Source organism: Streptomyces sp. BBFR25 (assembly GCF_044590125.1).
Classification (GTDB): domain Bacteria; phylum Actinomycetota; class Actinomycetes; order Streptomycetales; family Streptomycetaceae; genus Streptomyces; species Streptomyces canus_D.
On the sequence record NZ_CP172447.1, the window covers coordinates 3,073,545 to 3,098,885 of the forward strand.

Here is a 25,341-nt window from a genome sequence, read left to right on the forward strand (position 1 = left end):
ACTGCCTGCGATTATCGGGATCGCTTCACCGAACCTCCACATCGAGCCACGGAGGGGAAGCGTCCGGGACATGGAGCGGGGAGCCCTATCCTTGTCCCCGGCGACGCCACGGAACGGCCCACGCCAGGGCGCCAGGACCGAGGCCGCCACATCAGGCCCCCGTAGCTCAGTGGATAGAGCAGGCGCCTTCTAAGCGCTTGGCCGCAGGTTCGAGTCCTGCCGGGGGCGCCGGGCTCCCTCCTCCGGGAGGGCACCTTCGCCGGTGCCGACGCCATTTCCCGTTCGGCGAGAGGGACCATCACCGTGCGACTGCGCTGTGCCGTGCTCGACGACTACCAGCGGGTGGCGACCGAGGTGGCCGACTGGTCCCCCGTCGCCGACTCCGTGGACGTCGTCTCCTACGACACCCACTTCCCGGACGAGGACGCCCTCGCCGCGGCGCTCGCGGACGCCGACATCGTGGTCACCCTGCGCGAACGCGTGCCGTTCCCGGGCTCGTTGCTCGCCCGGCTGCCCCGGCTGAGACTGATCGTCGCCTCCGGCATGCGCAACAGCGTGATCGACTACGCCGCCGCCGAGGCGCACGGCGTCACCGTCTGCGGTACGGCCTCCTCCTCCACCCCACCCGTCGAGCTGACCTGGGCCCTGCTGCTCGGCCTGGCCCGCGGCATCGTCCAGGAGGGCAACGGACTGCGCGAGGGCGGCCCCTGGCAGCAGACGGTGGGCGCCGACCTGCACGGCCGCCGACTCGGACTGCTGGGCCTGGGCAAGATCGGCGGGCGGGTGGCCCGGGTCGGCCTGGCCTTCGGCATGCGGGTGAGCGCCTGGAGCCAGAACCTCACCCGGGAGCGCACCGACGAGGTCGGCGTGGAACTGGCCCCGTCCAAGGAAGAACTCCTGCGGAGCGCCGACTTCGTCTCCGTCCACCTGGCGCTGGGCGAGCGCACCCGCGGCCTGCTCGGCCCCGCCGAACTGGCCCTGCTCAAGCCGACCGCCTACCTGGTCAACACCTCGCGCGCGGCGATCGTCGACCAGGAGGCGCTGCTCGCCGCGCTGCACGAGGGCCGCATCGCCGGTGCGGGCGTGGACGTCTTCGACACCGAGCCGCTGCCCGCCGGTCACCCGATGCGCACGGCCCCGCGCCTGCTCGCGACGCCCCACCTGGGCTATGTCTCGCGCGCCAACTACGCCACGTACTACGGCCAGGCCGTCGAGGCGATCGCGGCCTACCTCGCGGGCTCCCCCGTACGGCGGCTGCCCGTGTCCCCGCCTCCGGCCCCGGGCCGGGGGTAAGGACGCTCAGGCGGTGCCCGTCCGGGCGGCGTCCGCCGGGCGCGTGTAGATTCCCTCGCTCCGGCTCAGGTGGCCGAAGTCCACCAGATGGCGCCGGAGCGTCACATGGTCGACCTCGCCGTCCTCGCACCAGGCCCGCAGCTTCTCGTCGACGGTGCGTTCCGGGTACTCCACGCCGGGGGCGAAGGTCTGCTCGGCGATGTGCCGCAGCACCACCTTCTTGCGCGTCCAGCGTGCGGGGAGACGGACCAGCCGGCCGTCCCTGACGAAGGTCCGCACGATCATGCCGACCCGGCCGTCGTCGCCCGCCGCGGCGGGGTCGTCGGACGCCTGCGACGCCGGGCGGGCAGCGCGGGCCAGCTCCCGGAAACGGTCGTGGACGACGACGAGTCCGCCGTCCTCCCCGGACGCCACCACGCCCTGCTCCCGCAGTCGGCGCAGCGCGCCGGACGTCTCCTTCGCGGAGAGGCCGGCCGCCCGTGCCACCCCTGCGGCGTCGCCCGCGCCCAGTGCCACGGCCGCGAAGGCCCGCACCCGGCTCTCCTCGGCGAAGAGGGCGGGCAGCGCGGCGAGCGCGGACGGCAGCGACGAAGACTCCACGGACCGCCGGGCCCGCTGGGGCGACCGGGACGAGTAGGACGACAGAGGCGACTGAGGCGACTGAGGCGACTGGAAGGACTCGGAATCCTCGGCGGACGAGTCGGATCGGTCATTCGGCATGCCGGGAGGCTAGTGGACACACCGCCGCGCACGGGAACGGTTTTCCGCGCGTCGCCGACACCCGCCGCCCGCACGCTCAAAAAGGGTGATCCGCACATTCCCCCCGTGACCCGCTGCGACCGGGTGCGTTGAACCGACAGTGCGGCGGCGGGTCCTGCCGCCGTGCTCCCCGAGTCAGAAGGAGAACGTGATGTCTCGCATCGCGAAGGCCGCCGGCATCGCCCTCGGTGCCGGTGCCGTGGTGCTCAGCGGCACCGGCATGGCCATGGCGGACGCGGGCGCGGAGGGCGCGGCCGTCGGCTCGCCCGGTGTCCTGTCCGGCAACGTCGTCCAGGTCCCGGTGCACGTGCCGGTCAACGTCTGCGGCAACACCATCAACGTGATCGGTCTGCTGAACCCGGCCTTCGGCAACGCCTGCGAAAACGGCGACGACGAGGACAAGAGCGGCGGCTACGGCAGCTGAGTCCCAGGCACCGAAGAGCCCCGGCCTAGGCCGGGGCTCTTCCCGTACCCGGTACGGATGCGTCCGGTTCCCCGGGTCGGACGCGCTCAGGCGTACCGGTAGATCCGGCCGACGTCCTCCAGCTCGTCCGGCGTCACGTCCCACGGCGGCAGCTTCTCGTGCCGTGCGACGATCCGCCCGCGCTGCGCGCTGCCCCGGCCGGGCGGCTCGGCGGGCAGGTAGCGGGCGCCGCGGTGGCGGGCCTGCCAGCGCGACCACTGGAGGTCGACGAAGGCGTGGTGCAGCCAGAACACCGGGTCGTTGACGGAGGCGCCGCCGACCATGGCGCCGCCGACCCAGCGGTGCACGCGGTTGTGATTGAGCCAGGAGACGCTGCCCCGGCCGGTCCCCCACCCCTCCAGCTTGTTGCGGAACCCCTTGCGGACCGTGGAGTCGTAGGGCGAGGTGTCGTACATCGGGTCGTCCAGCGCCCGCTCCAGGTCGCTCTTCGAGGGCAGGTCGAGGGGGTCGCCCGCGCGTCCGAGGTCCCGGGTGAGGTACTCCGTGTCGGTGACGTTCACCTTGATGGTCCAGTTGCCCTCGGCGTGGGCGAAGGGACCGGTGGTGACCCGGTGGTCGGACCGCCTCCCGGTGCCGCCCAGGAGGTCGGCGGTCCAGGGTGTCGACTTGGCGCCGCGGTTCTTGGTCCAGTCCCAGTACGGCACGGTGACCGAATCGTCCACCCGGCGCAGCGCCTCCTCCAGGTCCAGCAGGAACCGGCGGTGCCAGGGCAGGAAGGACGGCGCCATGTGGGCCGTACGCAGTCCGTCCTCGCCGTCGGAGACGTAGTACTCGATGTGGGTGCGCACGAACTGGTCGTACTCGCCGCGTCGTTTGACCTCCAGCAGCGCGTTGACGAACCGCCGCTTCTCGCTGCGGGTCAGCGTGCTGACGTCCTTACGCGTGTACGCCATGCCGCTCCCCGGAGTGCTGGTCGTGGCCTGCGGACGGGGTGTCGCGCAGGTGCTCGCCGGGGCCGAGTTCGTCGACGGCGCCGCGGGCCGCGGCGAGCGGGGTGGGGTAGGACCGGTAGTGGTCGACCATGCTCAGCCAGCTGCCGTCGGCCCGGCGCATCAGGTGCAGCGGGCGGCCGTCCACGGTGACCTGCCAGGTGCCTGCGCCCACGGCCCGGCCCGCGGCGGAGCGGATGCCCCGGATGCGCCGACCGCGGTAGGTCTCGTCGAAGGCGGCGGGCTCGGCGCCCTCGACGGACTCGGCGGACTTGGCGGACTCGGCGGCGTGCGGCCCGGGGTGGGCGGATCGCGGTCCGGGCGCCGTGGCGGACGCCGCGGCCCCGGAGGGTCGCGAGGCGGCGATCAGGGGCGCCAGGCCGACGGCGAGCGCCGGGGCGAGCAGCCCCCGCATCACCTGCCGCCGGGTGCCGGACGACGGCCCGCCTCTCGCCGCGTCCTCCGCCACGTACTCCCGCTCCGGCTGCGTGCCGTTGCCTGTCGCGCCCGCGTTGCCGACCATGGCTCACTCCTCGTCCGGTTCCGTTGGTCCGCACCGCTAACCGAACGACGGGCCCCGCGGTCACCGCGCGCAGGGCCAGTCGGAGCACGCCCGCTCGGCCGAGCGGGGGCGCCGGGGGCTACAGACCCGGTCCGACGCCCAGGTTGGCCACCGGAACCGTCTGGACCACCGGGGTGAGCACGCCTGCCTCGGGAAGCTTGGGGGCCGGCAGGCCGAGCGCCTCGGGGTTCGGCGCGGTGAGCGGGGCGTCCAGGGACAGTCCCGGCGCCAGGGTGCGCACCTCGGTGGCGGGGGCGTCGACACCGGCGTGGTCGAAGTCGTCGCCGAGGACGTGCGGCAGCGGCTGGCGCAGGTCGACGCCGGGCAGCCCGCCCCGCACCGGCAGCTGGGGCAGCGTCCGCTCCGGCAGCAGCCGGCCCTCGACGTACCGCGGGCCCTCCGGCGCGCCCGCCGTCGGCACGGGCAGCTCGCCCGCCACCTCGGGCAGTTCCATGCCGAGGGCCGTCTCCGCGCCGCCCAGCGGCACCGGAACGGGAACCGCGCGGGCCGCGGCGGCGGGGGTGGCGGCAACGCCCACGGCGGCGGCCACACCGGTGACCACGGCGGCCAGGGTTCGTCTGGTGGTCGGCTTCATGACAGGCACGGTCCCTTTCGAGAAGGCGGGGGTACGGCTTCGGGAAGGCGGGAGAGACGGCTCCGGAAGGCGGAGGTACGGCGGGGAGCGGGGTGGCTCAGCCGCCCAGCGGAAGGCCGCCCAGCAGGCCGTTCGTGGAGTTCAGCTTGGTGGTCGCGCCCTTCACGGTGTGCAGCACGGAGTCCTTGTTCTCGGTGTCCAGCGCGTCGGACCGCCCTTCCGACTGGTGCTTGATCGGCATGATGTCGATGGGCTCCGCGGTCAGCGCGTTCACGGCGCCGTTGAGGCTGGTGGGCGTGAGCGCGGCGGCGTCGGAGGCGTCGTAGGCGAACGCGGGCGCGGCGGAACCGGCGGCGACCAGGGAACCGGCGACGACGGCGGCGGCCTTGAGGGACTTCATGGTGTTCCTTTCTTCGGCGACCCGTGTCACCGGAGGTATTGCTGACGACCTCCCTAACGACCTGCGCCGGAGCCGGAAACTCCGCCGTCCGGAAGACATATGAGATCTCCGGACACGCGAAGGGCCGTCGCACTCCGGCAGGGAGGGGCGACGGCCCGGGACACGCGGGGTGGGTGGCTCGGCGTCAGGAGGGGTCCGCCGGTGCGGCGACCTCCGGCGTGGCGGCCTCCGGGGTGGCAGCCTCCGGCGTGGTGGCCTCCGGCGCGGTCGGTACGCCGGGCAGGCCGGCCAGGTCCGCGGCGGGCAGCCCGTTGCCGACCATCGTGGCGGCGACGACGTTGACGATGCCGGTCATCAGGTCCTTGACGGCCGGGCTCACCTGTTCGGCGGTACCGGAGGTGGAGGCCTTCACCAGGGCGTCGATCCGCTTCTGCAGCTCGGCCTCCGCGGCCGCGGACAGGTCGGCGGCGGCCGCGGTGCCGTCGTCGCTCTGGGCCGTGACGGGCGCGGGCAGCGTGACCGGGGTGTCGGTCCCGGCCTCCGGCGCGGTGACGGCCGGCGGCTGGGCCGGGGTGCTCGTGCCGGGGGTGGTCGCCGCGTCGTCGGTGTCCGCGTCCGCGGCGTCGGCCTTGGCGAGGGCGTCCTTGACGGCGGCGGAGAGCTTGTCCGCGTCGGTGGCGGAGAGCTGGCCGTTGTCGGCCTTGAGGACGGCGCCGAGCAGGTCGGTGACCGGCGTGAGCACTCCGCCCAGACCGGCCAGGCTGCCGACCTGGCTCTGCAGTTCCTCCGCGTCGGGGAGGGGGGCGTGGGACGCCGCGTGGGTGCGTTCCCGGACCGAGTCGCCGTCGGCCGCCATCACCGCCGGACCGGAGAGGCCGATCAGCAGGCCGGCGCAGAGAGCGGAGGTGGCGATTCGCCGTGCGGGCAGACGCATGAGGGTTCCTTTCGGTGGTGCGTCGGATGTTGTGCCCACCGTGGAATCGCCCTCGGCGCTCTGCAACGCAGGCACGGACCCCGTGCGCCCGCCCGCCCTTCTCGCGGGCCGCGTCTTACCTGGTGAGACGCCCTGTCAAGGTCCGTGCGCCGTGTCGCCGCCCGGTCCCCCCATTCGGGGCAGCACACCGCCGTCCGTGCGGCAACGCGAACCGGCCGCCCGCTCGCGGAGGAACCGCGATACGGACGGCCGGTGCGGCAAGTGGTGAGCCGACGTCAGTCGTTCTCGCACTCGTTGCCGAACGCCGGGTTCAGCAGGCCGATGACGTCGATGGTGTTACCGCAGACATTGACCGGGATGTGGACCGGGACCTGCACCACGTTGCCGGACAGGACGCCCGGGGAGTGGGCGGCGGCGGCCTGCGCGCCGCTGTCGGCGGCGGCGACACCGGCGGTGCCCGCCACCGCGGCGGCGGCGACGGAGGTCAGGGCCAGGCCCTTCGCGATACGCGACATGGAGAAGTGCTCCTTGGGGTTGTACACACATCCGGGCGGCTGCCCGGCGCAGTGTCAACGCGTGGCACGGGCGCGAGTTGTGCCGCCAAAGGGGTGATCTCGCGAAAGACCGGGATTCACAAATCCAACACACTTACCCGGTTTCGCCGTATTAGTACGGATAGCAGCTAGAGTCCCACACCATTCGACGCACCCGTATGCCGCGCAGCGGCCGGCGCCCGCGGCCGGGCGCGTTCCCGCCCGTCCCGAGCAATCTCCGTGAGCGAGGAAACGCGCATGCACCTGCCACCGACCGGCTTACCGCCACGGGTTCTGCACCTCACCCAACCGGTGGACGGCGGGGTCGCCCGGGTGGTGACGGACCTGACGCGGGCTCAGCTCGCCGCCGGACTGCGCGTCGCGGTCGCCTGCCCCGACGGGGACCTCGCCGACCGGCTGCGTTCGCTGGGCGCCGACGTGCGGCACTGGCCGGCGACCCGCTCGCCGGGCCCGGCGCTGGTGCCGGAGGTACGGCGGCTGGTCCGCGTGGTCGAGGACGTACGGCCCGACCTGGTGCACGCGCACAGCGCGAAGGCCGGTCTGGCCGGGCGGCTCGCCGTACGGGGCCGGGTGCCGACCGTGTTCCAGCCGCACGCCTGGTCGTTCGAGGCGGTCGGCGGGGCCGCCGCGCGCCTCGCGCTGGGCTGGGAGCGGTGGTCGGCGCGGTGGACCGCGCGGACGGTGTGCGTGAGCGAGGCGGAACGGCTGCGGGGGGCGCGGTCCGGGCTGCGCGGTCCCTGGGCGGTGATCCCGAACGGCGTCGACCTCGCCCGCTTCCCCGCCGACGCGCCCGAGTACGCCCGCCATGACCCGGCCGGCCCGCGGCTGCGGCACGGTGTCGCGCCGGACGCCCCGCTGGTGGTCTGCGTGGGGCGGCTGTGCCCGCAGAAGGGGCAGGACGTCCTGCTGAACGCCTGGGAGTCGGTCCTCGCGCGGGTGCCCGGCGCCCGGCTGGTCCTCGTCGGCGACGGCCCGGACCGGGCCCGGCTGGCCGCGCGGGCCCCGGCGTCCGTGCTGTTCGCGGGGGCCGTCGCCGACGCCGCCGCCTGGTACCGGGCCGCCGACCTCGTCGTACTGCCGTCGCGCTGGGAGGGCATGGCGCTGGCCCCGCTGGAGGCGATGGCCTGCGGACGGCCCGTGGTGGTGACCGACGTGGACGGTGCCCGCGAGGCCCTGCCGCCCGCGCTCGTACCGCACTGCCTGGTGCCGCCCGGGGACCCCGCGGCGCTGGCCGACGCCGCCGCCGCGCTGCTGCTCGACGCGCCGCTGCGCGCCTCGCTCGGCCGCCGGGGGCGTGCGCACGTCCGATCCGCGCACGACGTACGGCACACGACCGCGGCGGTCGCGGCCCTGTACGGCGATCTCCTGGACGGCGTACGCCCCACGATCGCGGCGCACACCGGCGCCGGCGTCGGCGACCGCGTCGGCGACATCGGCGACCGGCCCGCGGCCGTGGGGCGGTCGGCCGTCGTGCCCATCGAGTGCAGGGAGTCCACCCACCCGTGACCGCGGAAAGCACCGTCCCCTCCCCCGCCGGCCAGGCGCGCGACCTCGGCTCCTCCCCCGTCTCGGTGCTGTCGCGGCGCGACGGCACCATGGGCCCGCGGCTGCCCGCCCGGCGCCCCGCCGCACGGCCGGACTCCCCGCTGCCGCTGTGGGCCGCGGACGGCGCGGCGGCCCTGACGGGCTCGCTGGTCCTCACCGGCACCCCGCACCAACCGCTGCTCGCGGCCCTGCTGGTGGGCGCCTCGCTGCTGCTGCGCCCCCGGACGCGCCCGGCCCGGCGGACGTCCGGCGCGCTGGACGACCTGCCCGCCTTGTGCGGCCGGATCGCCGTCGGGTGGCTGCTGCTCGCGGCGCTCGTCGCGGCGTACGCCCCGCCGCACGCGCTCTCCGCGCACACCCTGTGCGCCGGTTTCCTGCTGCACGCGGTGACGGCCTGCGCCGGCCGGGCCGCCGTGCACCGCGGACGTCGTACGGCGCTGCTGAACCATCCCCGCGCCGCCCTCGTCGTCGGCCCCGCCGCGCCCGCCCAGCGGGTGGCCGCGGCGCTGCTGCGCCACCCGCGCTGCGGAGTGCGTCCCGTCGGGATCGTCACCGACGAGCCGGGCGGCACCGCGGGCCTGCCCGTACTGTCCACGGACGAGGAGGTGCGGCGGGCGGTCGTGCAGAACGGCGTGCGGGACGTCCTGGCCGTGGGCCCCTCCGTACGGCCCCGGCAGGCGGCGCTGCTGCGGACGCTGGCCGAGTCGGGCTGCGCGGTGTGGGAGCTGGACGCCGAGGCTCCCGGCCACGCCCCCTCGCACGCGGCCGGGGACCGGATCGCCGCCTTCCCCTGCCGGCGACTGGAACCGGCGGCGCCGCGGCGGCCGGGCGGCGCGGGCAAGCGGGTCCTCGACGTGACGGTGTCCGGGGCGCTGTTGCTGCTGCTGAGCCCCCTGCTGCTGGCCTGTGCGACGGTGCTGCGGGTGGTGGGCGGTCCCGGCGTGCTGTTCCGGCAGGAGCGCGTCGGGGAGGGCGGCAGGCCGTTCACGCTGCTGAAGTTCCGCACCCACCGACCGGCGGACGAGCACGAGTCGGCGACCCGGTGGAGCGTGGCGGACGAACGCCGGATGCCGTGGTTCTGCCGCTTCCTGCGGCGCACCTCGCTGGACGAGCTGCTCCAGCTGTGGAACGTCTTCCGGGGCGACATGAGCCTGGTCGGCCCGCGTCCCGAACGCCCGTACTTCGTGGCCCGGTTCAGCCAGACCTACCCCGGTTACGCGGCCCGCCACCGGATGCCGACCGGGATCACGGGCCTGGCCCAGATCAACGGGCTGCGCGGTGACACGTCCATCGAGGACCGGGCCCGCTTCGACAACGCCTACATCGACGACTGGTCGTTGTGGCAGGACGTGTGCATCCTGCTGCGCACGGCCGCCGCGCTCGTGCGCCCCACGGGGAGCTGACCCCGGTGGCCCACGCCCTGCCCCTCGGGCCGACGGCGCGCGCACGGCGGCTGCCGCCGGTGCTGGCCGTGGTCGCCGTCGTCGCGCTGCTCGCGCTGCCCCTCGCCCCGGGCGGCGGGGGCGGCGCGCACCCGGCCGACGCGGTCTCCGCACTGGCGGTGCTGTACTGCGCGCTGCGGCTGGTGCGGGACCGGCGGCGCCCCCTGTCCCGTACGGCGGCCGTGGTGTTCGGCCTGCCCGTGCTCGGCCTGGCCGTCGCCGCGGTGGGTGCCGTGTCGCCCGGGGCCGGGCCGGCGGGCCTCGGCCGGTACCTCCAGGTCTTCGTCCTCGTCCCGGCCGCCGTACTGCTGCTGGTCCGCGACCGGGCCGACGTACGGCTGCTCACCTGGTCGATGGTGGGGCTCGCCCTGTGGCAGGGGGCGGTCGGGGTGCACCAGTACGTCACCGGGACCGGAGCCTCCTACCAGGGCGAGCGGATCCGGGCGGTGGGCACCTTCGGGCCGCAGGACGTGATGGGGATGGCGACCGTGGTCTCCCTGGGGCTGGTCTGCGCGATGGGGCTGGCCCTGGGGGGCCGGACGCCGGTGCGGCGGCGGCTGCTCGCCGCCGGGTGCGCGCTCGCCCTGCTGCTGCCGCTCGCCCTGTCGTTCAGCCGCGGGGCGTGGATCGCGACGGCGGTGACGTGCGCCGTGCAGCTGCTGCTCGCGGGGGTGCGCAGGGCGCTGGCGGTGGGGGCGGCCGTGGTCGCGGCGGCGGTGGTGCTGGTGGGCGGCTTCGGAGTCGGTACGGCGATGCTCCAGGAGCGGGTCGGCAGCATCACGCGGGTCACCGACGCCCCCGACCAGTCGGTGACCGACCGCTACACCATGTGGGCGGCGGCGGCCGGGATGTGGCGGGAGCGCCCGCTGACCGGCGTGGGGCTGAAGGGCTTTCCCGAACACCGCGACGCGCACGCCTCGTTGGCGCTGTCCTCGGGCAGCGAGACCGACGGCGCGGGTACCGGGTACCGCAGGCAGCCGCTCCTGTCCCCGCACAACATGTACCTGCTGGTGCTGGCCGAGCAGGGGCTGCTCGGGCTGCTGGCGCTGGCCGGGAGCTGGCTGGCGCTGCTCGTGCTGGGCCTGCGCGCGCTGCGCGGCGCCCGTCGGGACGAGGGCTCGGTGCCGGACTGCGCGTTCGTCGCCTGCGGGCTGCTGGTGTGGCAGCTGACCGACTTCGCGTACGCCGACATCGGCGGGCCCTCGACCGTGCTCACCGCGGTGTGCCTCGGGCTGGCGGCCTGGTGGGCGCTGGGCAGCGCCGCGCGGGAGGTGCCGCAGCGGTGACGACGACCTCGCCGCACCCGGCGGACGAAGCGGGCGCGTCCCACGACGCGGGCCCGGCCGACGCCCACGACGCGGGCCCCCGGGCGGCGGAGACCCGGCACGCGAAGGCCGCGCCCGTCGCCGAGGGCGGCTCCTCGGGGCGTTTCCTCGCCCGCGCCGCCCTCGTCACGGCCGTGCTCTCGGTGGCCGGGTCGGTGCTCGGACTGGCCCGGGACCAGGCGCTGGCCCGGCTCTTCGGGGCCGGGAGCGAGACGGACGCCTTCCTGGTGGCGTGGACGGTGCCGGAGTTCGCGGCGACGCTGCTCATCGAGGACGGGCTGGCCTTCGCGCTGGTCCCGATGTTCAGCCTGGCCCTGGCCCGCCGCGCGCAGGGCGCCCCCGGCGACCCGGTCCGCGCGCTGGTCGCCTCGACGCTCCCCCGGCTGGCCCTGGCCTTCGCCGCGGCCGGTGCGCTGGTCGCCGCCGCCGCGCCGGTGCTGGTGCGGGCCCTGGCACCGGGGCTGGCCGACCACGCCCTCGCCGTGGACTGCACGCGGCTCACCGCCACCTGCGTCGTCAGCTTCGGGCTCGCCGGGTACTGCAGCGCGGTGCTGCGGGCGCACCGCCGGTTCCCGGCACCGGCGGCGATCTACGTCGCCTACAACACCGGCATCATCACGGCGATGTTCGTGCTCGGCGGGCGCTGGGGGGTGCGCTCGGCGGCGGTCGGGGTCGCGGTGGGCGGGGCGCTGATGGTGGCGGCGCAACTGCCGTCCCTCCTGCATCAGTTGCGGCGGCGCGGCAGCGGTGAGGACACACCGGCCGCCCCGGCCGGAGAACGTCTGCCGGACCCTCCGGGCACCGCACACGGCGCCCGCCCGCTCGCCCTCGCCCTGTTCGGCACCGTCCTGCTGTTCGCCCTGTGCCGTCAGTCCCAGGTCCTCATCGAGCGTTTCCTGGCCTCCGGGCTCCCCGCCGGGGCCATCTCGCACCTGAACTACGCGCAGAAGGTCGCCCAGATCCCGATGACGCTGTCGCTGATGCTGTGCACGGTCACCTTCCCGGTGGTGGCCCGCGCGCTGGCCGACGGCGACACGGAGCGGGCCCGCGACCGGGTCGAGCGGGACGTGGCGCTGGCGGCCTGCCTGGTGCTCGTCGGCGCGGCCACCGTCGTCGCCTGCGCGCCGCAGATCATCCACCTGCTCTTCCAGCGCGGCGCCTTCACCGCGGCCGACACGGCGGCGACCGCGGACGTCATGCGGGTGTACGCGCTCGGGCTGCTCGGCCAGACCGTGGTGGGCGCGCTCGCCCGGTCCTACTTCTCGGCGGGCCGCGCCTCCTGGTACCCGTTCGGCGCGATGGCCGTCGGCGTCGTCGCCACCGCCGTCGTCGGCGCCCGCGCGGTCGGCCCGTGGGGCGTGACCGGCATCGCCGCCGCCAACGCCGCCGGCATCACCGTCACCGCCGCCCTGCTGCTCGCCGGGATGGGTCCGCGCAGCGTGCCGGTGCGGGTCCGGCGGGTCCTGGGCGACCTGGGCCGCCCGCTGCTGGCGGCGGTCGTGGCGGCCGGCGCGGGCGCGCCGGCCGCGGACCGGGTCGCCGACGCCGGTGCCGCCGTGTCGCGGACCGCCCTCCCGCTGGCCGTCGGCGCCGCCACCGTCGGCGGTGTCTTCGTCGTCCTCTGCCTGGCCCTGGGCGTCCGGGGCCTGCGGCCCGTCCGTTTCCTCCACCCCGTCACCCGAAGGCTCCCTCATGAACGTTTCCGCTTCCGTTTCCGCTTCCGTTCCCGCTTCCGCGCCCACGACGACCGTTGACGCCCGCCCCGGCACCGTCCCCTGGATCGCCATGTACCACTCCGTCGGCGACTGCTCGGACGACCCGTACCGCATCACGGTCACGCCCGACCGGCTGGACGCGCAGCTGGGCTGGCTGCGGCGGCGCGGGCTGCGCGGCGTGCCGGTCGCCGAACTGCTGGCCGCCCGCGCCCGGGGCGGCGGCCGGGACCTGGTGGGGCTGACCTTCGACGACGGGTACGCCGACTTCGTCGAGCACGCGCTGCCGTGCCTGCGCCGCTGGGGCTGCGGGGCGACCCTGTTCGTGCTGCCCGGACGGCTCGGCGACGACAACGCCTGGGACCCGCTGGGCCCGCGCAAGCCGCTGCTGACCGCCGACGGCATCCGCCGCGCCGCCGCCGAGGGCGTCGAGATCGGCTCGCACGGCCTCACCCACGTCGACCTGACCACGGCGGACGACACCACCCTGACCGCCGAGACCGCCGGAAGCCGGGCGCTGCTGGCCGAGTTGACCGGCACCCCGGTCACCGGCTTCTGCTATCCGTACGGCACGGTCGACGCCCGCGCCGCCGACGCCGTGCGCGCCGCCGGTTACACCTACGCCTGCGCCATCGACCCCGGCCCGCTGTCCGGCCCGTACGCCCTGCCCCGCGTGCACGTGGGCCAGCGGGACACACCCGTACGGCTGCTGCTGAAGACCCGGCTGCACCGCCTGCGCCGCCGGGCCCCGGCGGGAGTGTGAGGTGACCGACGTGAAGGCCCTGCACATCATCACCGGTCTCGGCGTCGGCGGCGCCGAGCAGCAGCTGCGGCTGCTCCTGCGTCACCTGCCCGTCGACTGCGACGTCGTGACGCTCACCAACCCCGGCCCGGTCGCCGACGGGCTGCTGGCCGACGGCGTGCACGTCGTCCACCTCGGCATGACCGGCAACCGCGACCTGGCCGCGCTGCCCCGCCTGGCCCGTCTGATCCGCACCGGCGGCTACGACCTCGTGCACACCCACCTCTACCGGGCCTGCCTCTACGGCCGCCTCGCCGCCCGCATGGCCGGGGTACGCGCGGTGGTCGCCACCGAACACTCCCTCGGCGACTCCCAGATGGAGGGCCGCCCGCTCACCCCGGGCGTCCGCGCCCTGTACCTGGCCGGGGAGCGCCTGGGCAGCGCCACGGTCGCCGTCTCCCCCACCGTCGCCGACCGGTTGCGGCGCTGGGGCGTGCCCGCGCCCCGCATCGAGGTCGTCCCCAACGGCATCGACCTGGCCCGCTTCCGCTTCGACCCGGTCCGGCGGCTGCGCACCCGGCGCCGCCTCGGCCTGCCCGAGGGCGCGTACGTAGTGGGCGGCGTCGGTCGGCTGACGGCGGCCAAACGCTTCGACGTCCTGGTCCGCGCCCTGGCCCTGCTCCCGGCGGACTGCTGGCTGCTGCTGGTCGGCGGCGGCCCCCAGGAGCACCTGCTGCGCCGCACCGCCCACGAGGCCGGGGTCGCCGACCGCGTCCTGCTCACCGGCGAGCGCCCCTACCTCCCCGACGGCTCCCCGGGTCCCGACCTGCCCGCGCTGGCCGCCGCGATGGACGTCCTGGCCTCGCCGTCGCCGGAGGAGGCCTTCGGCCTGGCCGCCGTGGAGGGGCTCGCGTCCGGGCTGCCGGTGCTGTACGCCTCCTGCCCGGCGATCGAGGACCTGCCCCCCGCGTCCGCGCCCGCGGCACGGCGGGTGGTCGGCGGCGCCGGGGAGTTCGCGCGCGCCCTCGCCGAGACCCGCGCGTCGCACGGCCCGGTCCCCGGCACGCGCACCGCGCCCGAAGCGGCCCGCCACTACTGCGTCACCCGCAGCGCCGCCCGGCTGATGGACGTCTACGCGACCACCCTCACGCAACCGCTGCCCCCGCCCCCGGCACCCCAGGGAGTCAGTTCCGCATGACCGAGCCCCTCACCCAGTCCCCGGCCGCGCCCGCGACGGACGACGAGCCCGCACCGCCCGCACGGCGGCACCGTGTCCGGGCCGCCCTGCGCCACCTGCCGCGCCGCCTGCGCTCCCTGCCGCCCTGGTCCCCGCTCGCGGCCGGCGTCCTCGCCGGCGGGCTGCTCGGCGCCGGGTACGGCCTGGTCACCACCCCGCAGTACACGGCGACCGGTTACGTCGTCGCCGTCCCCGCCGACGCGTCCGACCCGGCGTCCGCGCTGGGCTTCGCGCAGGCCTACGGCCGGGTCGCCACGCAGCTCGCGGTGCTCGGGGACGCGCAGATGTGGGCCCACGTGCCGGTGGCGACCCTGGAGCGGAGCGTGCGCACCGCGACCTCGCCGGACGCGCCGATGGTCTCGGTGACGGCCACCTCCGCCGACCCGGAGGAGGCTGCCGACATGGCCAACGCCGTCACCCGCGCCCTGACCCGGCACGCGGCGGCCTCCGCCGACGACACCCACGTGGAGCTGCGCCAGTTCGCCCGGGCCACCGAACCCACCGAGCCGTCCTCGGCGTCCACCGCGGTGACGGGCCTGGTGGGCGCGAGCGCGGGCGGACTGCTCGGCGGCCTGGCCCTGCTGGTCCGGCCGCGCCGCGGCGCCCGGGGGCCCGGCCGCGCGGCGGCGGTACCCGGACCGGCGTCGGCGGCCGACGGCCGCGGACAGCTGTGACGTATCCGAGGCCGCCGCTCCCGCTCCCGCCCGGCCACACCGTCGAACTGGTCACCGACGAGGGCGCCTTCGCCGAGCTGGCCCCGCAGTGGCGGCGGCTGTACGACCGGTGCGCCGCCGCGACCCCGTTCCAGAGCCACGCCTGGCTGCTCTCCTGGTGGCGGTCCTACGGCTCCGCCGGGCGGCTGCGGCTGGTGCTGGCCCGCGAGGGCGGCGAACTGGTCGCCGCCGCGCCGCTGACGCTCGTACGGCGTCCGGTACCGGCGCTGGTGCCGCTGGGCGGGGCGATCTCGGACTACGCGGACGTCCTGCTGGACGACGAGCGGGGCCCGGAGGCGGAGACCGCGCTCACCGCGGGCCTGGCCGCGGCGGCCCGCTCCGCACTGGTCGACCTGCGCGAGGTCCGGCCGGGCGCCGCCGCCGAACGCGTCTACGCACGCTGGCCCGGCCCCCGGCACCGGCTCGCGGACTCGCTCTGCCTGGAACTGCCCGCCCTCCCCATGGACGACCTGGTCGCCCGGCTGCCCTCGGCCAAGGCCAGACAGCGGGTCCGCGCCCAGCTGCGCCGCCTGGACGCGCTCGGCGTCAAGGCCCGGCCCGTGCTGCCCGACGAGGCGGACGCGGCGCTGCGCCGGCTCCTCGACCTGCACCGGTTGCAGTGGCGGGGGCGGAAGGTGACCGGCGAGCACCTGCGGCCCCGCTTCCGCGAGCACCTGGTGCGGGCGGTGGGGCCGATGGTGCGGACCGGGGACGCGCGGGTCACCGAGTTCCGTATGGCCGACGAGGTGGTGGCCGTGGACGTGACGCTGCTGTCGCGGCGGCTGGCCGGCGGCTATCTGTACGGCGCGCATCCCGGGCTGCGGGAGCGGAAGGCGGACGTGGCGGTGATGCTGCTGGCCGCGTGTGCCGAGTACGCCCGTGCCCCGGGGCGCGCCACGCTGAGCCTGCTGCGGGGCGACGAGCCGTACAAGCACCACTGGCGCCCGGAGCCGGTGCCCAACCAGCGGCTGCTGCTGGCCCGCCGCCGCACGGCCCCGCTGCTGGCGGCGGCCCTGGCCGACGCCGCCGCACGACGGCGGGGCAAGGAGCTGCTGCGGCGGCGGGCGGAGCGGAAGGGGCGCGCCGGTGGCGGCACCTGACCGGGTCCGCCGCCACCGCGGCACCCTGCGCGCGCCGCTACTTGGCGCGCGCGTACCAGTCGAGACGCATGCACAGCTTCCCGCCGAGCCAGTACTCGACCCAGTCGCCCAGCTCCAGCGGCGAGCAGTCGGCCGGGGCCTCGGGTGTCGTGGGCGGCGCCGGGGGCACCGGCGGCGCGGTGGGCGTGGTGGGTTCGGCGGGTGTGGGGGTCGTCGGCTCGGGCCCGTCGGTGCGGCCGAAGAGCACGGACCGGTAGACGGCCGTGGACCGGGGGTTGTCGTCGCACTGCCACACGCCGTGCGGGCAGTAGTCGGTGACCGTGTTGTACACGGGCTTGTGCTCGTCCATCCAGGCGAGCATGCCCCGCATGTACGCGGCGTTGTCGCCGTTGCGGAACAGCCCCCACTCCGGGTAGGAGACGGGCTTGCCGTGCGCCTTGGCGAAGTCCACGTGCGCCTGGAGCCCGTAGGGTTCCTTCACCTGTTCGTCGAACGACATGCCGCGCGGTTGGTCGTAGGAGTCCATGCCGATGATGTCGACGGTGGCGTCGCCGGGATAGCAGCGCGTCCACGGCACGGCGTCCCGGCCGCGGCTCGGCGTGAAGTCGAACCGGAACTTCTGGCCGGGCACCGCGCGCATGGTGGTGACGATCCGGTTCCAGTACGTCTTCCAGGCCTCGGGGTCCGGTCCGCAGCGGTGCGTGTAGGTGGTGCCGTTCATCTCCCAGCCCAGCACCAGGACCGTGTCCGGGACCTTGAGGGCGACCAGGCGTTCGGCGAGGGCGCGGAAGTGGTGGTCGAAGCGTCCGGCGGCGCCCTGGCGCAGCAGTTCGCGCACCTCGTCGTCGCCGACGTGCTCCTCGTTGCGCTCCATCATGGGCACGTTGAGGACGAGCATCCGGTCGGCCTGCCGGGTGCGCCAGTCGGCCCACACGTCGAGGAAGCCGGGGGCGCCCTCGATGTTGCTCCAGCGGTCGCCGGGCAGGTAGGTGTGGCCGACGCGCAGCTCGGCGCCGCCCAGCCAGTGGCTCAGCGCGGCCATCCGGGCCACGCCGCGGGGGCCGTAGTCGAGGTACGCGCCGAAGGCGGGGGTGGGTTCGGGCGCGGCCGGTTCGCCCGCGGCGACACCGGGGCCCGCGGCGAGGCACGCCGCCGCCGCGATCACCGCCGCCGCGGCGTGCGCCGGACGCCGTCCGGACCGGGTCCGTGACTGCCGTGCGGCCATGCCGGCCTCCTTTGGTCTTACGTTCTGCTCCTCGTTACTGACACTCAGTCATATGAAATGCCATCACGCCACCGCCACTACGGCGTTCGAGTGCGTTGATCGCCCGCTCCGGTGAACCACCCCCCGATCCGAAGGAAGTCTCCCGTGTCGCTGTTCGACACCCGTGTCCCCGCCGTTGTGCTGCGGACCGACCGGAATCCCTTTCACCACGGAACGCTGGGCGCCGTGCGGTCGCTCGGCCGTGCGGGGGTGGACGTGCACGTGGTCGCCGACTGCGCGCAGAGCCCGGTCCGCGCCTCCCGTTACCTGAGCGGGCTGCACACCCCGCCGCCGCCCGGCGCGTCGCCCGCCGAGATCGCGGCGGTCCTGCGCCGCGTCGCCGCACGGCTCGCGCGGCCCGCGGTGCTGATTCCGATGGACGACGCGTGCGCCGTGGCGGTGGGCCGGGCGCGGGCGGAACTGGCGCCCGCGTACCTGCTGCCCGACCAGCCGGGCGAGCTGCCCGCGCGCGTGGCCGACAAGGCGGAACTGGCCGGTGTGTGCGGCGCCCTGGACGTCCCGCACCCCGAGACCCTGGTCCCGGACGGCGCGGCGGAGGCGGCGCGCGCGGCGTGGCGGCTGGGCCTGCCGGTGGTGGCCAAGTGGAGCCGGCCCTGGCTGGTGCCCCCGGGCGGCGGGCTGCGCAGCACGGTGCTGGTGCGCTCGGCGCGGGAGGCCGGGGAGCTGTACCGGCGCGCCGAGGAGGCGGGCAGCCGACTGCTGCTCCAGGCCTTCCTGCCGCCGGGTGCCGACCGGGACTGGTTCTTCCACGGGTACGCCGACCGCTCGGGCGCGGTCCGCGCGGGCGGTCCGGGCCGCAAGACACGGGCCAGGCCGCGCGGCGCCGGTCTGACGGCGGTGGGCCGCTGGACGCCGAACCCGAGGGTGCAGGCGCTCGCCGAGCGGGTCACCGCGGAGCTGGGCTACCGGGGCGTCTTCGACCTGGACTTCCGGCGCTGCGGTACGACGGGCCGCTACCACCTGCTCGACTTCAACCCGCGCCCGGGCGCCCAGTTCCGGCTGTTCACCGACACCGCCGGACTCGACGTCGTACGGGCCCTGCACCTGGATCTGACCCACCGCCCGCTGCCGCAGGGGGCGCCGCGGCCGGGGCGGGTGTTCGTGGTGGAGAACTACGCGCCGCTGAGCGCCCTGCGTCCGGCCCGCGAGGCACACGGGGGTCGCGAGCTGGCCTGGCACGCCCCGGACGACCGGGCGCCCGGCCGGGCGCTGTGGGCGCTGTGGAGCCGTCATGTGGGCGCCCGGCTGCGGGACCGCGCGCACCGGGCCCGCGACGCCCGCCCGGACCCCGCGCTCCCGGCCCGCGCCCGCGTCGTACGCCAGGCGTCCGCCCCCGCCACGCCCCGCACCGGCGCCCCCGACCGCCCGGACGAGGACCGGGCAGGCAGCCACTGAGCCTCCGTCCCCCGGGAGCAGTCACAGCGGCGCCCCCGGTGGCCCGTTGGGGGCCGCCGGGGGCGCCGTGGTGAGCGGGAGGGTCAGCGGCCGGTGAGGGCGCGGCCCCGGCGGTACAGGATCGCTCCGCCCGCGATCAGCACGGCACCGGCGGCCGCGGCGCCCAGCGTGCCCTCGCTGCCGGTCTCGGCCAGGACGGGCGGCTGCTCCGTCTGGGGAGCCGGCGGGGTGTGCTCCTCCTCGGACGGCGGCGGGGGCTCCTCCTCGGCGGAGGGCGGCGGCGGCTTCTCCTCGGTGGGCGGCGGGGGCTCCTCCTCGCCGTAGCCGGGCGGCGTGGTCGGAGGCGGCGGCTCCTCCTCGCCGTAGCCGGGGGGCTCCTCGGCGGCGTTCTCGCACTCGTTGCCGAAGACCGGGTTCAGCGCCGCGATCACGTCGACGGTGTTGCCGCAGAGGTTGACCGGCACGTCGACCGGGACCTGCGTGTTGTTGCCGGATCCGACGCCGGGCGAGCCCACGGTCGCGCCGTCCGCGTGGGAGCCGGACGACGAGGACGACGACGAGGACGTGCTCGACGTCGAGGTGTCCTCGCCGTACCCGCCGCCGTCGCCGTGGCCGTCGGTCTTCTCGTCCGAGGTGTTCTCGCACTCGTTGCCGAAGGCCGGGTTCAGCGCCGCGATCACGTCGACGGTGTTGCCGCAGGCGTTCACGGGCACGTCGACGGGGACCTGGAGGGCGTTGCCGGACACGGCGCCCGGCGAGTTCGTGGCGGCCCCGTCCGCATGCGAGTCGGCAAGGGCGGGGCTGCCGCACAGGGAAAGGATGCCCGTCGCGGCGGCAGCCGCGACCATCCCCCTGCTCAGGGTCTGTCGCACTCTGGTTGTCTTCCTGCTTGGAGAGATGAGAGATGAGATGTGGCCGGAGAACGATCCGGGAGGACGGGCCGCAGAAAGGGGAAAAGGCCGGCCCCGAACCAAACGAGTTGGCCAAGGCCGGCCCTGACGCAGCCGGTCGGTGCGGAACGAGGTCAGTCGTTCTCGCACTTGTTGCCGAACGCCGGGTTCAGCAGACCAACGACGTTGATGCTGTTGCCGCACACGTTGACGGGAACGTGCACGGGAACCTGGACGACGTTGCCGGACAGGACGCCCGGGGAGCCTACGGCGGCACCCTCGGCACCGGCGTCGGCGAAGGCCGGGGCGGCCATGCCGAGGGCCATGATCGCGCCTGCGACGACAGCAGCGCTCTTCTTCATGAACTTTCCCTTCTCTGCGGTCATGCCTGAATGACGGCCGAAACCGCGCGAGCACAGCATTGACGGCTCGCACCATGACCTGCAGCCTGCAAACGAGGAATTGACGGCCGGAGAAACTACCGAACGTGGGACACCCCGAAATTCACTCGGATGCTTCACTAATCGGTCCGGCCGTTCCCCCAGGAGAGCGACGACGTCGTTCCGCTCCCCGGCGAAATCCCGTCCCGTTCACGGCCGGGCGGCCCACGCGGAAGTCAGCGGGCCGCCCGTACCGGATGGGGCTGGACTCAGCGGCCCTCGCCGTTCGCCGACAGCACCGACAGGTCCTCGAGGACGTGCGACACGGCGCCGTCCCGCTTGGCCTGCGTGGAGTTGTCCGCGCACTGCTGGTTCAGGTCGTCCGCCAGGACGTTGATGTCCTGGATCGGGACGAGGTTGATGACGGCGACGTTGACGTCCTCGACACCGAGGCACGGCTTGTTCAGCGTGCCCTCGACCAGCGACAGCTGGGGGCTCATGTCGCCCTTGGTGGCCGAGTTGCCGAACGCCGAGGAGGCGCCGTTGCCGTTGGCCACGGCCGGCCCGTTGTCGTCCCCGATGGCCAGGGCCTGGGGCGCGGCAGCGGCGGACATGCCGATCACAGAAGCGGCAGCCGCCGCGGCGACCATTGCCTTCTTGAGCACTTCGCGTTCCTTTCGTCGTAGCGACGCACTGTCCTACGGCCTCATCAACCCGGTGCGCGGTGATTGGTTGCGGGCGTTCACCCGGTTGGCCCGCACGGGATGTCAAAAGCGCCGCGGAAACCGCCGGAATCCCGGGGGGAAACGCGGACCCGTACACATTTCCCGCTGTCCGCCGTCGGAGTGAACGGGAGAAACCCGACCGGACTCACGGAGTTGACCAGAGCGCTCCGGTGGACGGGGTTTCCTCAGAAAGGACTTGCCAGTGATCAAGAAGGTAGTTGCCTACGCGGCGATCGCCGCCTCCGTCATGGGCGCCTCCGCTGCCGCGGCACCGCAGGCGATGGCGATCGGTGACGACAGCGGGCCCGTCTCGGCCAACGGCAACGGCGCCTCGCAGTACTTCGGCAACTCGATGACCACGGGCAACATGAGCCCGCAGATGGCGCTCATCCAGGGCTCGTTCAACAAGCCGTGCATCGCGGTCAGCGACATCCCGGTCAGCGTCATCGGTCTCGTGCCGATCCAGGACCTCAACGTCCTGGGCGACGACCTGAACCAGCAGTGTGCCGAGAACTCCACGCAGGCCAAGCGCGACGGTGCGCTGGCCCACCTGCTGGAGGACGTCTCGATCCTGTCCTCCAACGGTGAGGACTGACGGCAGCGGGCGCTGACAGCGCGCCGGGGGCGGGTCGCCGAGCACATCGGTGGCCCGCCCCTTTCGCGTGCCCGGGGCGCCCGGGTGCGGATCAGCGTCCCGGCGTCGTCGCGTACAACGCCTCTATCTCGTCCGCGTACGCCGCGACGGCCGCGTGCCGCTTCACCTTCAGGGACGGGGTCAGCAGCCCGTTCTCCTCGGTGAACTCGCCCTCGACCAGCCGGAAGGCGCGGATCGACTCGGCCCGGGAGACGGCCGCGTTGGCGTGGTCGACGGCCTTCTGGACGTCGGCGCGCATCCTCTCGTCGCGCACCAGCTCGGAGATCGGCGTGTCGGCGGGCAGCTTCCGCACCGCGAGCCAGTGGGCGACGGCCTCCGGGTCCAGGGTGATCAGCGCGGCGACGTAGGGCCGGTTGTCGCCGACGACCAGGCACTGGGCGACGGGTGGGCGGCTGCGCAGGCGGTCCTCCAGGACGGCCGGGGAGACGTTCTTGCCGCCGGAGGTGACCAGGAGGTCCTTCTTGCGGCCGGTGATGGTGAGGTAGCCGTCGTCGTCGAGGGAGCCGAGGTCGCCGGTGGCGAACCAGCCGTCGGTGAGGGCGGCCTCGGTGGCCTCCGGGTTGCCGCGGTAGGAGCCGAAGACGATACCGCCCTTGACCAGTACCTCGCCGTCGTCCGCGATGCGCACGGCGGTGCCGGGGACCGGTGGGCCGACCGTGCCGGGGCGGGGGCCGAGCGGCGGCACGATGGTGGCCGCGGCGGTGGTCTCGGTCAGGCCGTAGCCCTCGTAGACCATGATTCCGGCGGCGTAGAAGAACAGGTTGAGGTCGCTCTCCAGCGGGGAGCCGCCGCTGATGGCGTAGCGCATCCGGCCGCCCAGTTCCTTGCGGACCCGGCGGTAGACCAGCAGGTCGTACAGGGCCCAGCCCGCCCACTGGCCCGGGGTGGGGCCCTTGCCGCGGCCCAGGAAGCGTTCCAGGTGCGCGGCGCCGAAGCGGACGGCGAGGCGGTGGGCGCGTTCGAAGGAGGCGCCGCGGCCGATCTTCTCGGCGGTGGCCCGGCCGGTGTCGTGGATCTTCTCGAAGAGGTACGGGACACCGACCAGGAAGGTCGGCCGGAACGACTTGAGCGCGGGGCGCAGTTCGTCGGGCTTGATGCTCGGGAAGTGGCCGATCTCGATGCGGGCCAGCAGGCAGGAGATCTGGATGGTGCGGCCCAGGATGTGGGCGAGCGGCAGGAAGAGGAGGGTCGAGGCCCGCTGGCCGGTGACCTCCTTGAAGATCGGGTGCAGCAGCTCGACCGTGTTGGCGGCCTCGGCGTGCAGATTGGCGTGGGTGAGGACGCAGCCCTTGGGGCGGCCGGTGGTGCCGGAGGTGTAGCAGACGGTGGCGACCGTGTCCGGGGTGAGGGCGGTGCGGCGCTTGGTGACCTCGTCGTCGCTCACGCCCCGGCCGAGGGCGCTGAGGTCGGCGAGGGCACCGGCGTCCAGTTCCCAGACCTGGGGGCGCTCGGGGTGTTCGGCCGTCCCGGTCAGGACGGTCGCGGTGTTCGCGGCGGTCTCGGTGACGGCGTACCGGGCGCCGGAGTCACGGACGATCCACTCGACCTGATCGGCCGAGGAGGTGGCGTACACGGGGACGGTCTGTCCGCCGGCCGCCCAGATCGCGAAGTCCAGGACCGTCCACTCGTAGCGGGTGCGGGACATGACGGCGACCCGGCCGCCGGGTTCCAGACCGGCGGCGATCAGGCCCTTGGCGACGGCGGTGACCTCGCGGGCGAACCCGGCGGCGGTGACGGGCCGCCAGACCCCGTCCACCTCGCGGCGCAGGACCACCGCGTCGGGGGCCTCGGCCGCGTTGGTGAACGGGATGTCGGCGGTGCTGCCCTCGGTGGGGCGGGGTGCGAGGGCGGCGGTGCGGGCCTCGCGGACGGTGCCGTGCGCGTCCCGGACGGTCTCGGTCCTCGCGCGGGACACCAGGTCACCGCGCCTTCTCGCCCGTTTCAGGTCCCTGCGTACGCCCATGACGGCTCCCGGTCGCGGATCGGACTGATGCGCTGTCGCGTGTGCTCGGCCACTAACTTACTTCAGAGTAAACTTACTCACGCGTAAGGAAACGTCAATGGGCCACGCCGCCCGGCGGAGTACGGCCGCCGGGCGGCAACCGGCTCAGGCCAGCCGGTCCGCCTCCTCGATCGCCTCGGCCAGTTCGCGCACGTCCGCGTCCTCCGTGCGGTCCGCCAGGCCGTCGGCCCGCTCGGTCAGTTCGGTGAGCCCGGGCGCCCCGGGCAGGGAGCCGCCGTCGCCTTCCGGGGAGCGGAGCGCGTCGGCGAAGTAGGCCGCGGTCGCCGTGACCCGCAGCCCGCGGTCCGCCTCCCAGACGGAGTCGTCGAGGGCGTCGCTCTCCACGTCGCCGGACTCCTCGTGCGGGGCGCGGCTGTCGGGGTCGAGCCAGCGGACGGTGGCCGTGGCGAGGTGGCCGTCGGCGCCGGGCCTGGTGCGGACGGCGTAGAGGGCGGTGACCGTGTGGCCGGGGCCGACCTCGCCGCCGTCGACGCGGTCGTCGCGGAAGTCCTCGTCGGCGACCTGGCGGTTGTCGTAGCCGACGAGACGGAACTCGGCGACGGTCTCCGGGTCGAAGGCGACCTGGGCCTTGGCGTCGCGCGCGGTCAGCTCGATGTGGCGCGGGAGCTGCTCGCAGAACACCTCGCGGGCGTCCTCCGTGTTCGACACGTACGTGGTGTGGCCGTCGCCCCGGTCGGCGAGGCGTTCCATCAGGGCGTCGCCGTAGTCGCTGCCGACGCCGACGCCGAAGAGGGTGATGCCGTGCTCGCGGCGCTCGGTGGCGACGCGTTCGAGGATGGAGTCCGCGTCGGTGTCGCCGGTGTTGGCGAGGGCGTCGGAGACGAGCACGACGCGGTTGGTGGCGCCCTCGCGGCGGCCCTCGACGGCGGTCTCGTAGCCGGTCTCCACACCCGCGCCGAGGTTGGTGGACTCCATCGGCTCCAGCTCGTCGATCGCGTCGTGGACGCGGTCGCGGTCGTCGCCGAGCCGGGTCATGGGCAGCACGGTCTCGGCCTCGTCGCTGAAGGTGACGATGGCCACCGAGTCGTCGTCGCGGAGCCGGTCGGTCATGGTGCCGAGGGCCTCCTGGGCGAGGTCGAGGCGGCCGGGTTCGCCCATGGAGCCGGAGACGTCGATGACGAACGTCAGGGCGGCGGGCGGGCGTTCGCCCTGCCGCTCGGCGGAGCGGGTAGCCAGGCCGACGCGGACCAGCGACCAGTCCTCGTCGCCGGTGCGGGCGCCGTCCACGGTCACCGAGAAGCCGTCGCCGTCGGGGCGGTCGTAGTCCTGGCGGAAGCTGTTGACGAACTCCTCGGGGCGGACCGTGGCCGGGTCGGGCAGCCGGCCCTCGGCCAGGGTGCGGCGGGCGTAGCCGTAGGAGGCGGTGTCGACGTCGAGGGCGAAGGTGGAGAGGTGGTCGGTTTCGGGCGCGATCTCGCGGGAGTCGCCGTCCTTCTCCCCCTCGCCCCTCTCGCCCTCGCCGCGCGGGCGGTCGGGGGCGGGCACGGGGACATAACCGCCCCGGGAGTCGGTCGTGGTGTCCTTCGCCCCGCTCGACGCGTCGTCCCCTCCGCCGCAGCCGGTGAGCAGCAGCCCGCCCGCCAGCGTCAGCGCGAGCAGCGCGGTCGTGCCGCGCCGCCCCCGCCGCCCTTCGGTCCCGTACCGGTTCATCGTCCGTCCCCC

25 protein-coding genes and 1 tRNA gene are annotated in these 25,341 nt (G+C 75.0%); 13 read left to right on the forward strand and 13 right to left on the reverse strand.

Annotation, left to right across the window (positions count from 1 at the left end):
- The first annotated feature begins 155 nt into the window (after positions 1-155).
- A tRNA-Arg gene (locus tag ACGH52_RS13865) sits at positions 156-228 on the forward strand.
- 75 nt (positions 229-303) lie between these two features.
- Positions 304-1,293 (forward strand): D-2-hydroxyacid dehydrogenase family protein, encoded by a 990-nt coding sequence (locus ACGH52_RS13870; RefSeq protein WP_210975390.1) that lies wholly within the window; start codon positions 304-306, stop codon positions 1,291-1,293.
- 6 nt (positions 1,294-1,299) lie between these two features.
- Here ACGH52_RS13870 and ACGH52_RS13875 read toward each other — a convergent pair whose 3' ends face one another.
- Complete coding sequence (locus ACGH52_RS13875) at positions 1,300-1,878, reverse strand: DUF2087 domain-containing protein (protein WP_247700186.1); 579 nt, start codon at positions 1,876-1,878, stop codon at positions 1,300-1,302.
- A 325-nt stretch (positions 1,879-2,203) separates the two neighbouring features.
- Here ACGH52_RS13875 and chpF point away from each other — a divergent pair, with 325 nt between their 5' ends.
- Positions 2,204-2,476: a chaplin ChpF gene (gene chpF, locus ACGH52_RS13880; RefSeq protein ID WP_059302409.1), complete on the forward strand. Its 273-nt coding sequence runs from the start codon at positions 2,204-2,206 to the stop codon at positions 2,474-2,476.
- 86 nt (positions 2,477-2,562) lie between these two features.
- Here the strand turns inward: chpF and ACGH52_RS13885 are convergent, their stop codons facing one another.
- From ACGH52_RS13885 to chpG, 6 genes are all read right to left on the reverse strand, one after another.
- Entirely contained in the window at positions 2,563-3,429 is an 867-nt protein-coding gene (locus tag ACGH52_RS13885; RefSeq protein WP_210975388.1) for a tyrosinase family protein, read from the reverse strand.
- Positions 3,413-3,988, reverse strand: a complete 576-nt coding sequence (locus ACGH52_RS13890) for a tyrosinase family oxidase copper chaperone (RefSeq protein ID WP_399939424.1) — start codon at positions 3,986-3,988, stop codon at positions 3,413-3,415. Before ACGH52_RS13890 ends, ACGH52_RS13885 begins: the two co-directional genes overlap by 17 nt.
- Before the next feature lie 118 nt (positions 3,989-4,106).
- Positions 4,107-4,622, reverse strand: coding sequence for a hypothetical protein (locus ACGH52_RS13895; protein ID WP_121702010.1), 516 nt, complete (start codon positions 4,620-4,622; stop codon positions 4,107-4,109).
- A 97-nt stretch (positions 4,623-4,719) separates the two neighbouring features.
- Entirely contained in the window at positions 4,720-5,022 is a 303-nt protein-coding gene (locus tag ACGH52_RS13900) for a hypothetical protein (RefSeq protein WP_059302413.1), read from the reverse strand.
- Positions 5,023-5,206: 184 nt separating this feature from the next.
- Complete coding sequence (locus ACGH52_RS13905) at positions 5,207-5,956, reverse strand: hypothetical protein (RefSeq protein ID WP_399939429.1); 750 nt, start codon at positions 5,954-5,956, stop codon at positions 5,207-5,209.
- Positions 5,957-6,231: 275 nt separating this feature from the next.
- A complete protein-coding gene (chpG, locus tag ACGH52_RS13910) occupies positions 6,232-6,471 on the reverse strand; it encodes a chaplin ChpG (protein ID WP_007449696.1) in 240 nt (79 codons plus the stop codon).
- A gap of 276 nt (positions 6,472-6,747) precedes the next feature.
- Here chpG and ACGH52_RS13915 point away from each other — a divergent pair, with 276 nt between their 5' ends.
- From ACGH52_RS13915 to ACGH52_RS13950, 8 genes are read left to right on the forward strand one after another with little or no spacing between them, the layout of a single operon-like run.
- On the forward strand, positions 6,748-8,016 hold the full coding sequence (locus ACGH52_RS13915; protein WP_399939432.1) for a glycosyltransferase: 1,269 nt from the start codon (positions 6,748-6,750) through the stop codon (positions 8,014-8,016).
- Entirely contained in the window at positions 8,013-9,458 is a 1,446-nt protein-coding gene (locus tag ACGH52_RS13920) for a sugar transferase (protein WP_399939435.1), read from the forward strand. Before ACGH52_RS13915 ends, ACGH52_RS13920 begins: the two co-directional genes overlap by 4 nt.
- A gap of 5 nt (positions 9,459-9,463) precedes the next feature.
- A complete protein-coding gene (locus tag ACGH52_RS13925) occupies positions 9,464-10,783 on the forward strand; it encodes an O-antigen ligase family protein (RefSeq protein WP_399939437.1) in 1,320 nt (439 codons plus the stop codon).
- Complete coding sequence (gene murJ / locus ACGH52_RS13930; RefSeq protein ID WP_399939440.1) at positions 10,780-12,576, forward strand: murein biosynthesis integral membrane protein MurJ; 1,797 nt, start codon at positions 10,780-10,782, stop codon at positions 12,574-12,576. Before ACGH52_RS13925 ends, murJ begins: the two co-directional genes overlap by 4 nt.
- A 31-nt stretch (positions 12,577-12,607) precedes the next feature.
- Complete coding sequence (locus tag ACGH52_RS13935) at positions 12,608-13,297, forward strand: polysaccharide deacetylase family protein (RefSeq protein ID WP_399939443.1); 690 nt, start codon at positions 12,608-12,610, stop codon at positions 13,295-13,297.
- Between the two features lie 10 nt (positions 13,298-13,307).
- On the forward strand, positions 13,308-14,474 hold the full coding sequence (locus ACGH52_RS13940) for a glycosyltransferase (RefSeq protein WP_059300613.1): 1,167 nt from the start codon (positions 13,308-13,310) through the stop codon (positions 14,472-14,474).
- The gene (locus ACGH52_RS13945; protein ID WP_399939446.1) at positions 14,471-15,187 is read left to right on the forward strand and encodes a lipopolysaccharide biosynthesis protein; all 717 of its coding nucleotides are present in this window, start codon (positions 14,471-14,473) and stop codon (positions 15,185-15,187) included. The genes ACGH52_RS13940 and ACGH52_RS13945 overlap by 4 nt, the downstream gene beginning before the upstream one ends.
- Positions 15,184-16,326, forward strand: coding sequence for a GNAT family N-acetyltransferase (locus ACGH52_RS13950; protein ID WP_121701081.1), 1,143 nt, complete (start codon positions 15,184-15,186; stop codon positions 16,324-16,326). The genes ACGH52_RS13945 and ACGH52_RS13950 overlap by 4 nt, the downstream gene beginning before the upstream one ends.
- A 37-nt stretch (positions 16,327-16,363) precedes the next feature.
- Here the strand turns inward: ACGH52_RS13950 and ACGH52_RS13955 are convergent, their stop codons facing one another.
- Positions 16,364-17,551, reverse strand: a complete 1,188-nt coding sequence (locus ACGH52_RS13955; RefSeq protein ID WP_399939449.1) for a glycoside hydrolase family 26 protein — start codon at positions 17,549-17,551, stop codon at positions 16,364-16,366.
- A 144-nt stretch (positions 17,552-17,695) separates the two neighbouring features.
- On the opposite strand from ACGH52_RS13955, the gene ACGH52_RS13960 reads away from it, so the two are divergent.
- Positions 17,696-19,006 (forward strand): ATP-grasp domain-containing protein, encoded by a 1,311-nt coding sequence (locus ACGH52_RS13960; protein ID WP_210975379.1) that lies wholly within the window; start codon positions 17,696-17,698, stop codon positions 19,004-19,006.
- 83 nt (positions 19,007-19,089) lie between these two features.
- On the opposite strand, the gene chpA is transcribed toward ACGH52_RS13960, so the two are convergent.
- From chpA to rdlA, 3 genes are all read right to left on the reverse strand, one after another.
- Positions 19,090-19,878 (reverse strand): LAXTG-anchored chaplin ChpA, encoded by a 789-nt coding sequence (chpA, locus tag ACGH52_RS13965; RefSeq protein WP_308293492.1) that lies wholly within the window; start codon positions 19,876-19,878, stop codon positions 19,090-19,092.
- A 152-nt stretch (positions 19,879-20,030) separates the two neighbouring features.
- The gene (gene chpD, locus ACGH52_RS13970; RefSeq protein WP_059300460.1) at positions 20,031-20,258 is read right to left on the reverse strand and encodes a chaplin ChpD; all 228 of its coding nucleotides are present in this window, start codon (positions 20,256-20,258) and stop codon (positions 20,031-20,033) included.
- Between the two features lie 287 nt (positions 20,259-20,545).
- Positions 20,546-20,941, reverse strand: a complete 396-nt coding sequence (gene rdlA, locus ACGH52_RS13975; RefSeq protein ID WP_059300461.1) for a rodlin RdlA — start codon at positions 20,939-20,941, stop codon at positions 20,546-20,548.
- Positions 20,942-21,203: 262 nt separating this feature from the next.
- On the opposite strand from rdlA, the gene rdlB reads away from it, so the two are divergent.
- Positions 21,204-21,596, forward strand: a complete 393-nt coding sequence (gene rdlB, locus ACGH52_RS13980) for a rodlin RdlB (RefSeq protein ID WP_059300462.1) — start codon at positions 21,204-21,206, stop codon at positions 21,594-21,596.
- A gap of 91 nt (positions 21,597-21,687) precedes the next feature.
- Here the strand turns inward: rdlB and ACGH52_RS13985 are convergent, their stop codons facing one another.
- Both ACGH52_RS13985 and ACGH52_RS13990 read right to left on the reverse strand, forming a co-directional pair.
- On the reverse strand, positions 21,688-23,619 hold the full coding sequence (locus ACGH52_RS13985; protein WP_399939454.1) for an AMP-dependent synthetase/ligase: 1,932 nt from the start codon (positions 23,617-23,619) through the stop codon (positions 21,688-21,690).
- A 144-nt stretch (positions 23,620-23,763) separates the two neighbouring features.
- The gene (locus ACGH52_RS13990) at positions 23,764-25,329 is read right to left on the reverse strand and encodes a von Willebrand factor type A domain-containing protein (RefSeq protein ID WP_399939457.1); all 1,566 of its coding nucleotides are present in this window, start codon (positions 25,327-25,329) and stop codon (positions 23,764-23,766) included.
- Positions 25,330-25,341: the final 12 nt, after the last annotated feature.

Bases quoted from the DNA above. Each gene is read 5' to 3' on its own strand.
- ACGH52_RS13895 (WP_121702010.1), bottom strand. From the start codon at position 4,622: ATGAAGCCGACCACCAGACGAACCCTGGCCGCCGTGGTCACCGGTGTG.
- chpG (WP_007449696.1), bottom strand. From the start codon at position 6,471: ATGTCGCGTATCGCGAAGGGCCTGGCCCTGACCTCCGTCGCCGCCGCC.
- ACGH52_RS13990 (WP_399939457.1), bottom strand. From the start codon at position 25,329: ATGAACCGGTACGGGACCGAAGGGCGGCGGGGGCGGCGCGGCACGACC.
- ACGH52_RS13890 (WP_399939424.1), bottom strand. From the start codon at position 3,988: ATGGTCGGCAACGCGGGCGCGACAGGCAACGGCACGCAGCCGGAGCGG.
- ACGH52_RS13885 (WP_210975388.1), bottom strand. From the start codon at position 3,429: ATGGCGTACACGCGTAAGGACGTCAGCACGCTGACCCGCAGCGAGAAG.
- ACGH52_RS13955 (WP_399939449.1), bottom strand. From the start codon at position 17,551: ATGGCCGCACGGCAGTCACGGACCCGGTCCGGACGGCGTCCGGCGCAC.
- chpF (WP_059302409.1), top strand. From the start codon at position 2,204: ATGTCTCGCATCGCGAAGGCCGCCGGCATCGCCCTCGGTGCCGGTGCC.
- ACGH52_RS13985 (WP_399939454.1), bottom strand. From the start codon at position 23,619: ATGGGCGTACGCAGGGACCTGAAACGGGCGAGAAGGCGCGGTGACCTG.
- ACGH52_RS13900 (WP_059302413.1), bottom strand. From the start codon at position 5,022: ATGAAGTCCCTCAAGGCCGCCGCCGTCGTCGCCGGTTCCCTGGTCGCC.
- ACGH52_RS13945 (WP_399939446.1), top strand. From the start codon at position 14,471: ATGACCGAGCCCCTCACCCAGTCCCCGGCCGCGCCCGCGACGGACGAC.
- ACGH52_RS13915 (WP_399939432.1), top strand. From the start codon at position 6,748: ATGCACCTGCCACCGACCGGCTTACCGCCACGGGTTCTGCACCTCACC.
- ACGH52_RS13935 (WP_399939443.1), top strand. From the start codon at position 12,608: ATGTACCACTCCGTCGGCGACTGCTCGGACGACCCGTACCGCATCACG.
- ACGH52_RS13905 (WP_399939429.1), bottom strand. From the start codon at position 5,956: ATGCGTCTGCCCGCACGGCGAATCGCCACCTCCGCTCTCTGCGCCGGC.
- chpD (WP_059300460.1), bottom strand. From the start codon at position 20,258: ATGAAGAAGAGCGCTGCTGTCGTCGCAGGCGCGATCATGGCCCTCGGC.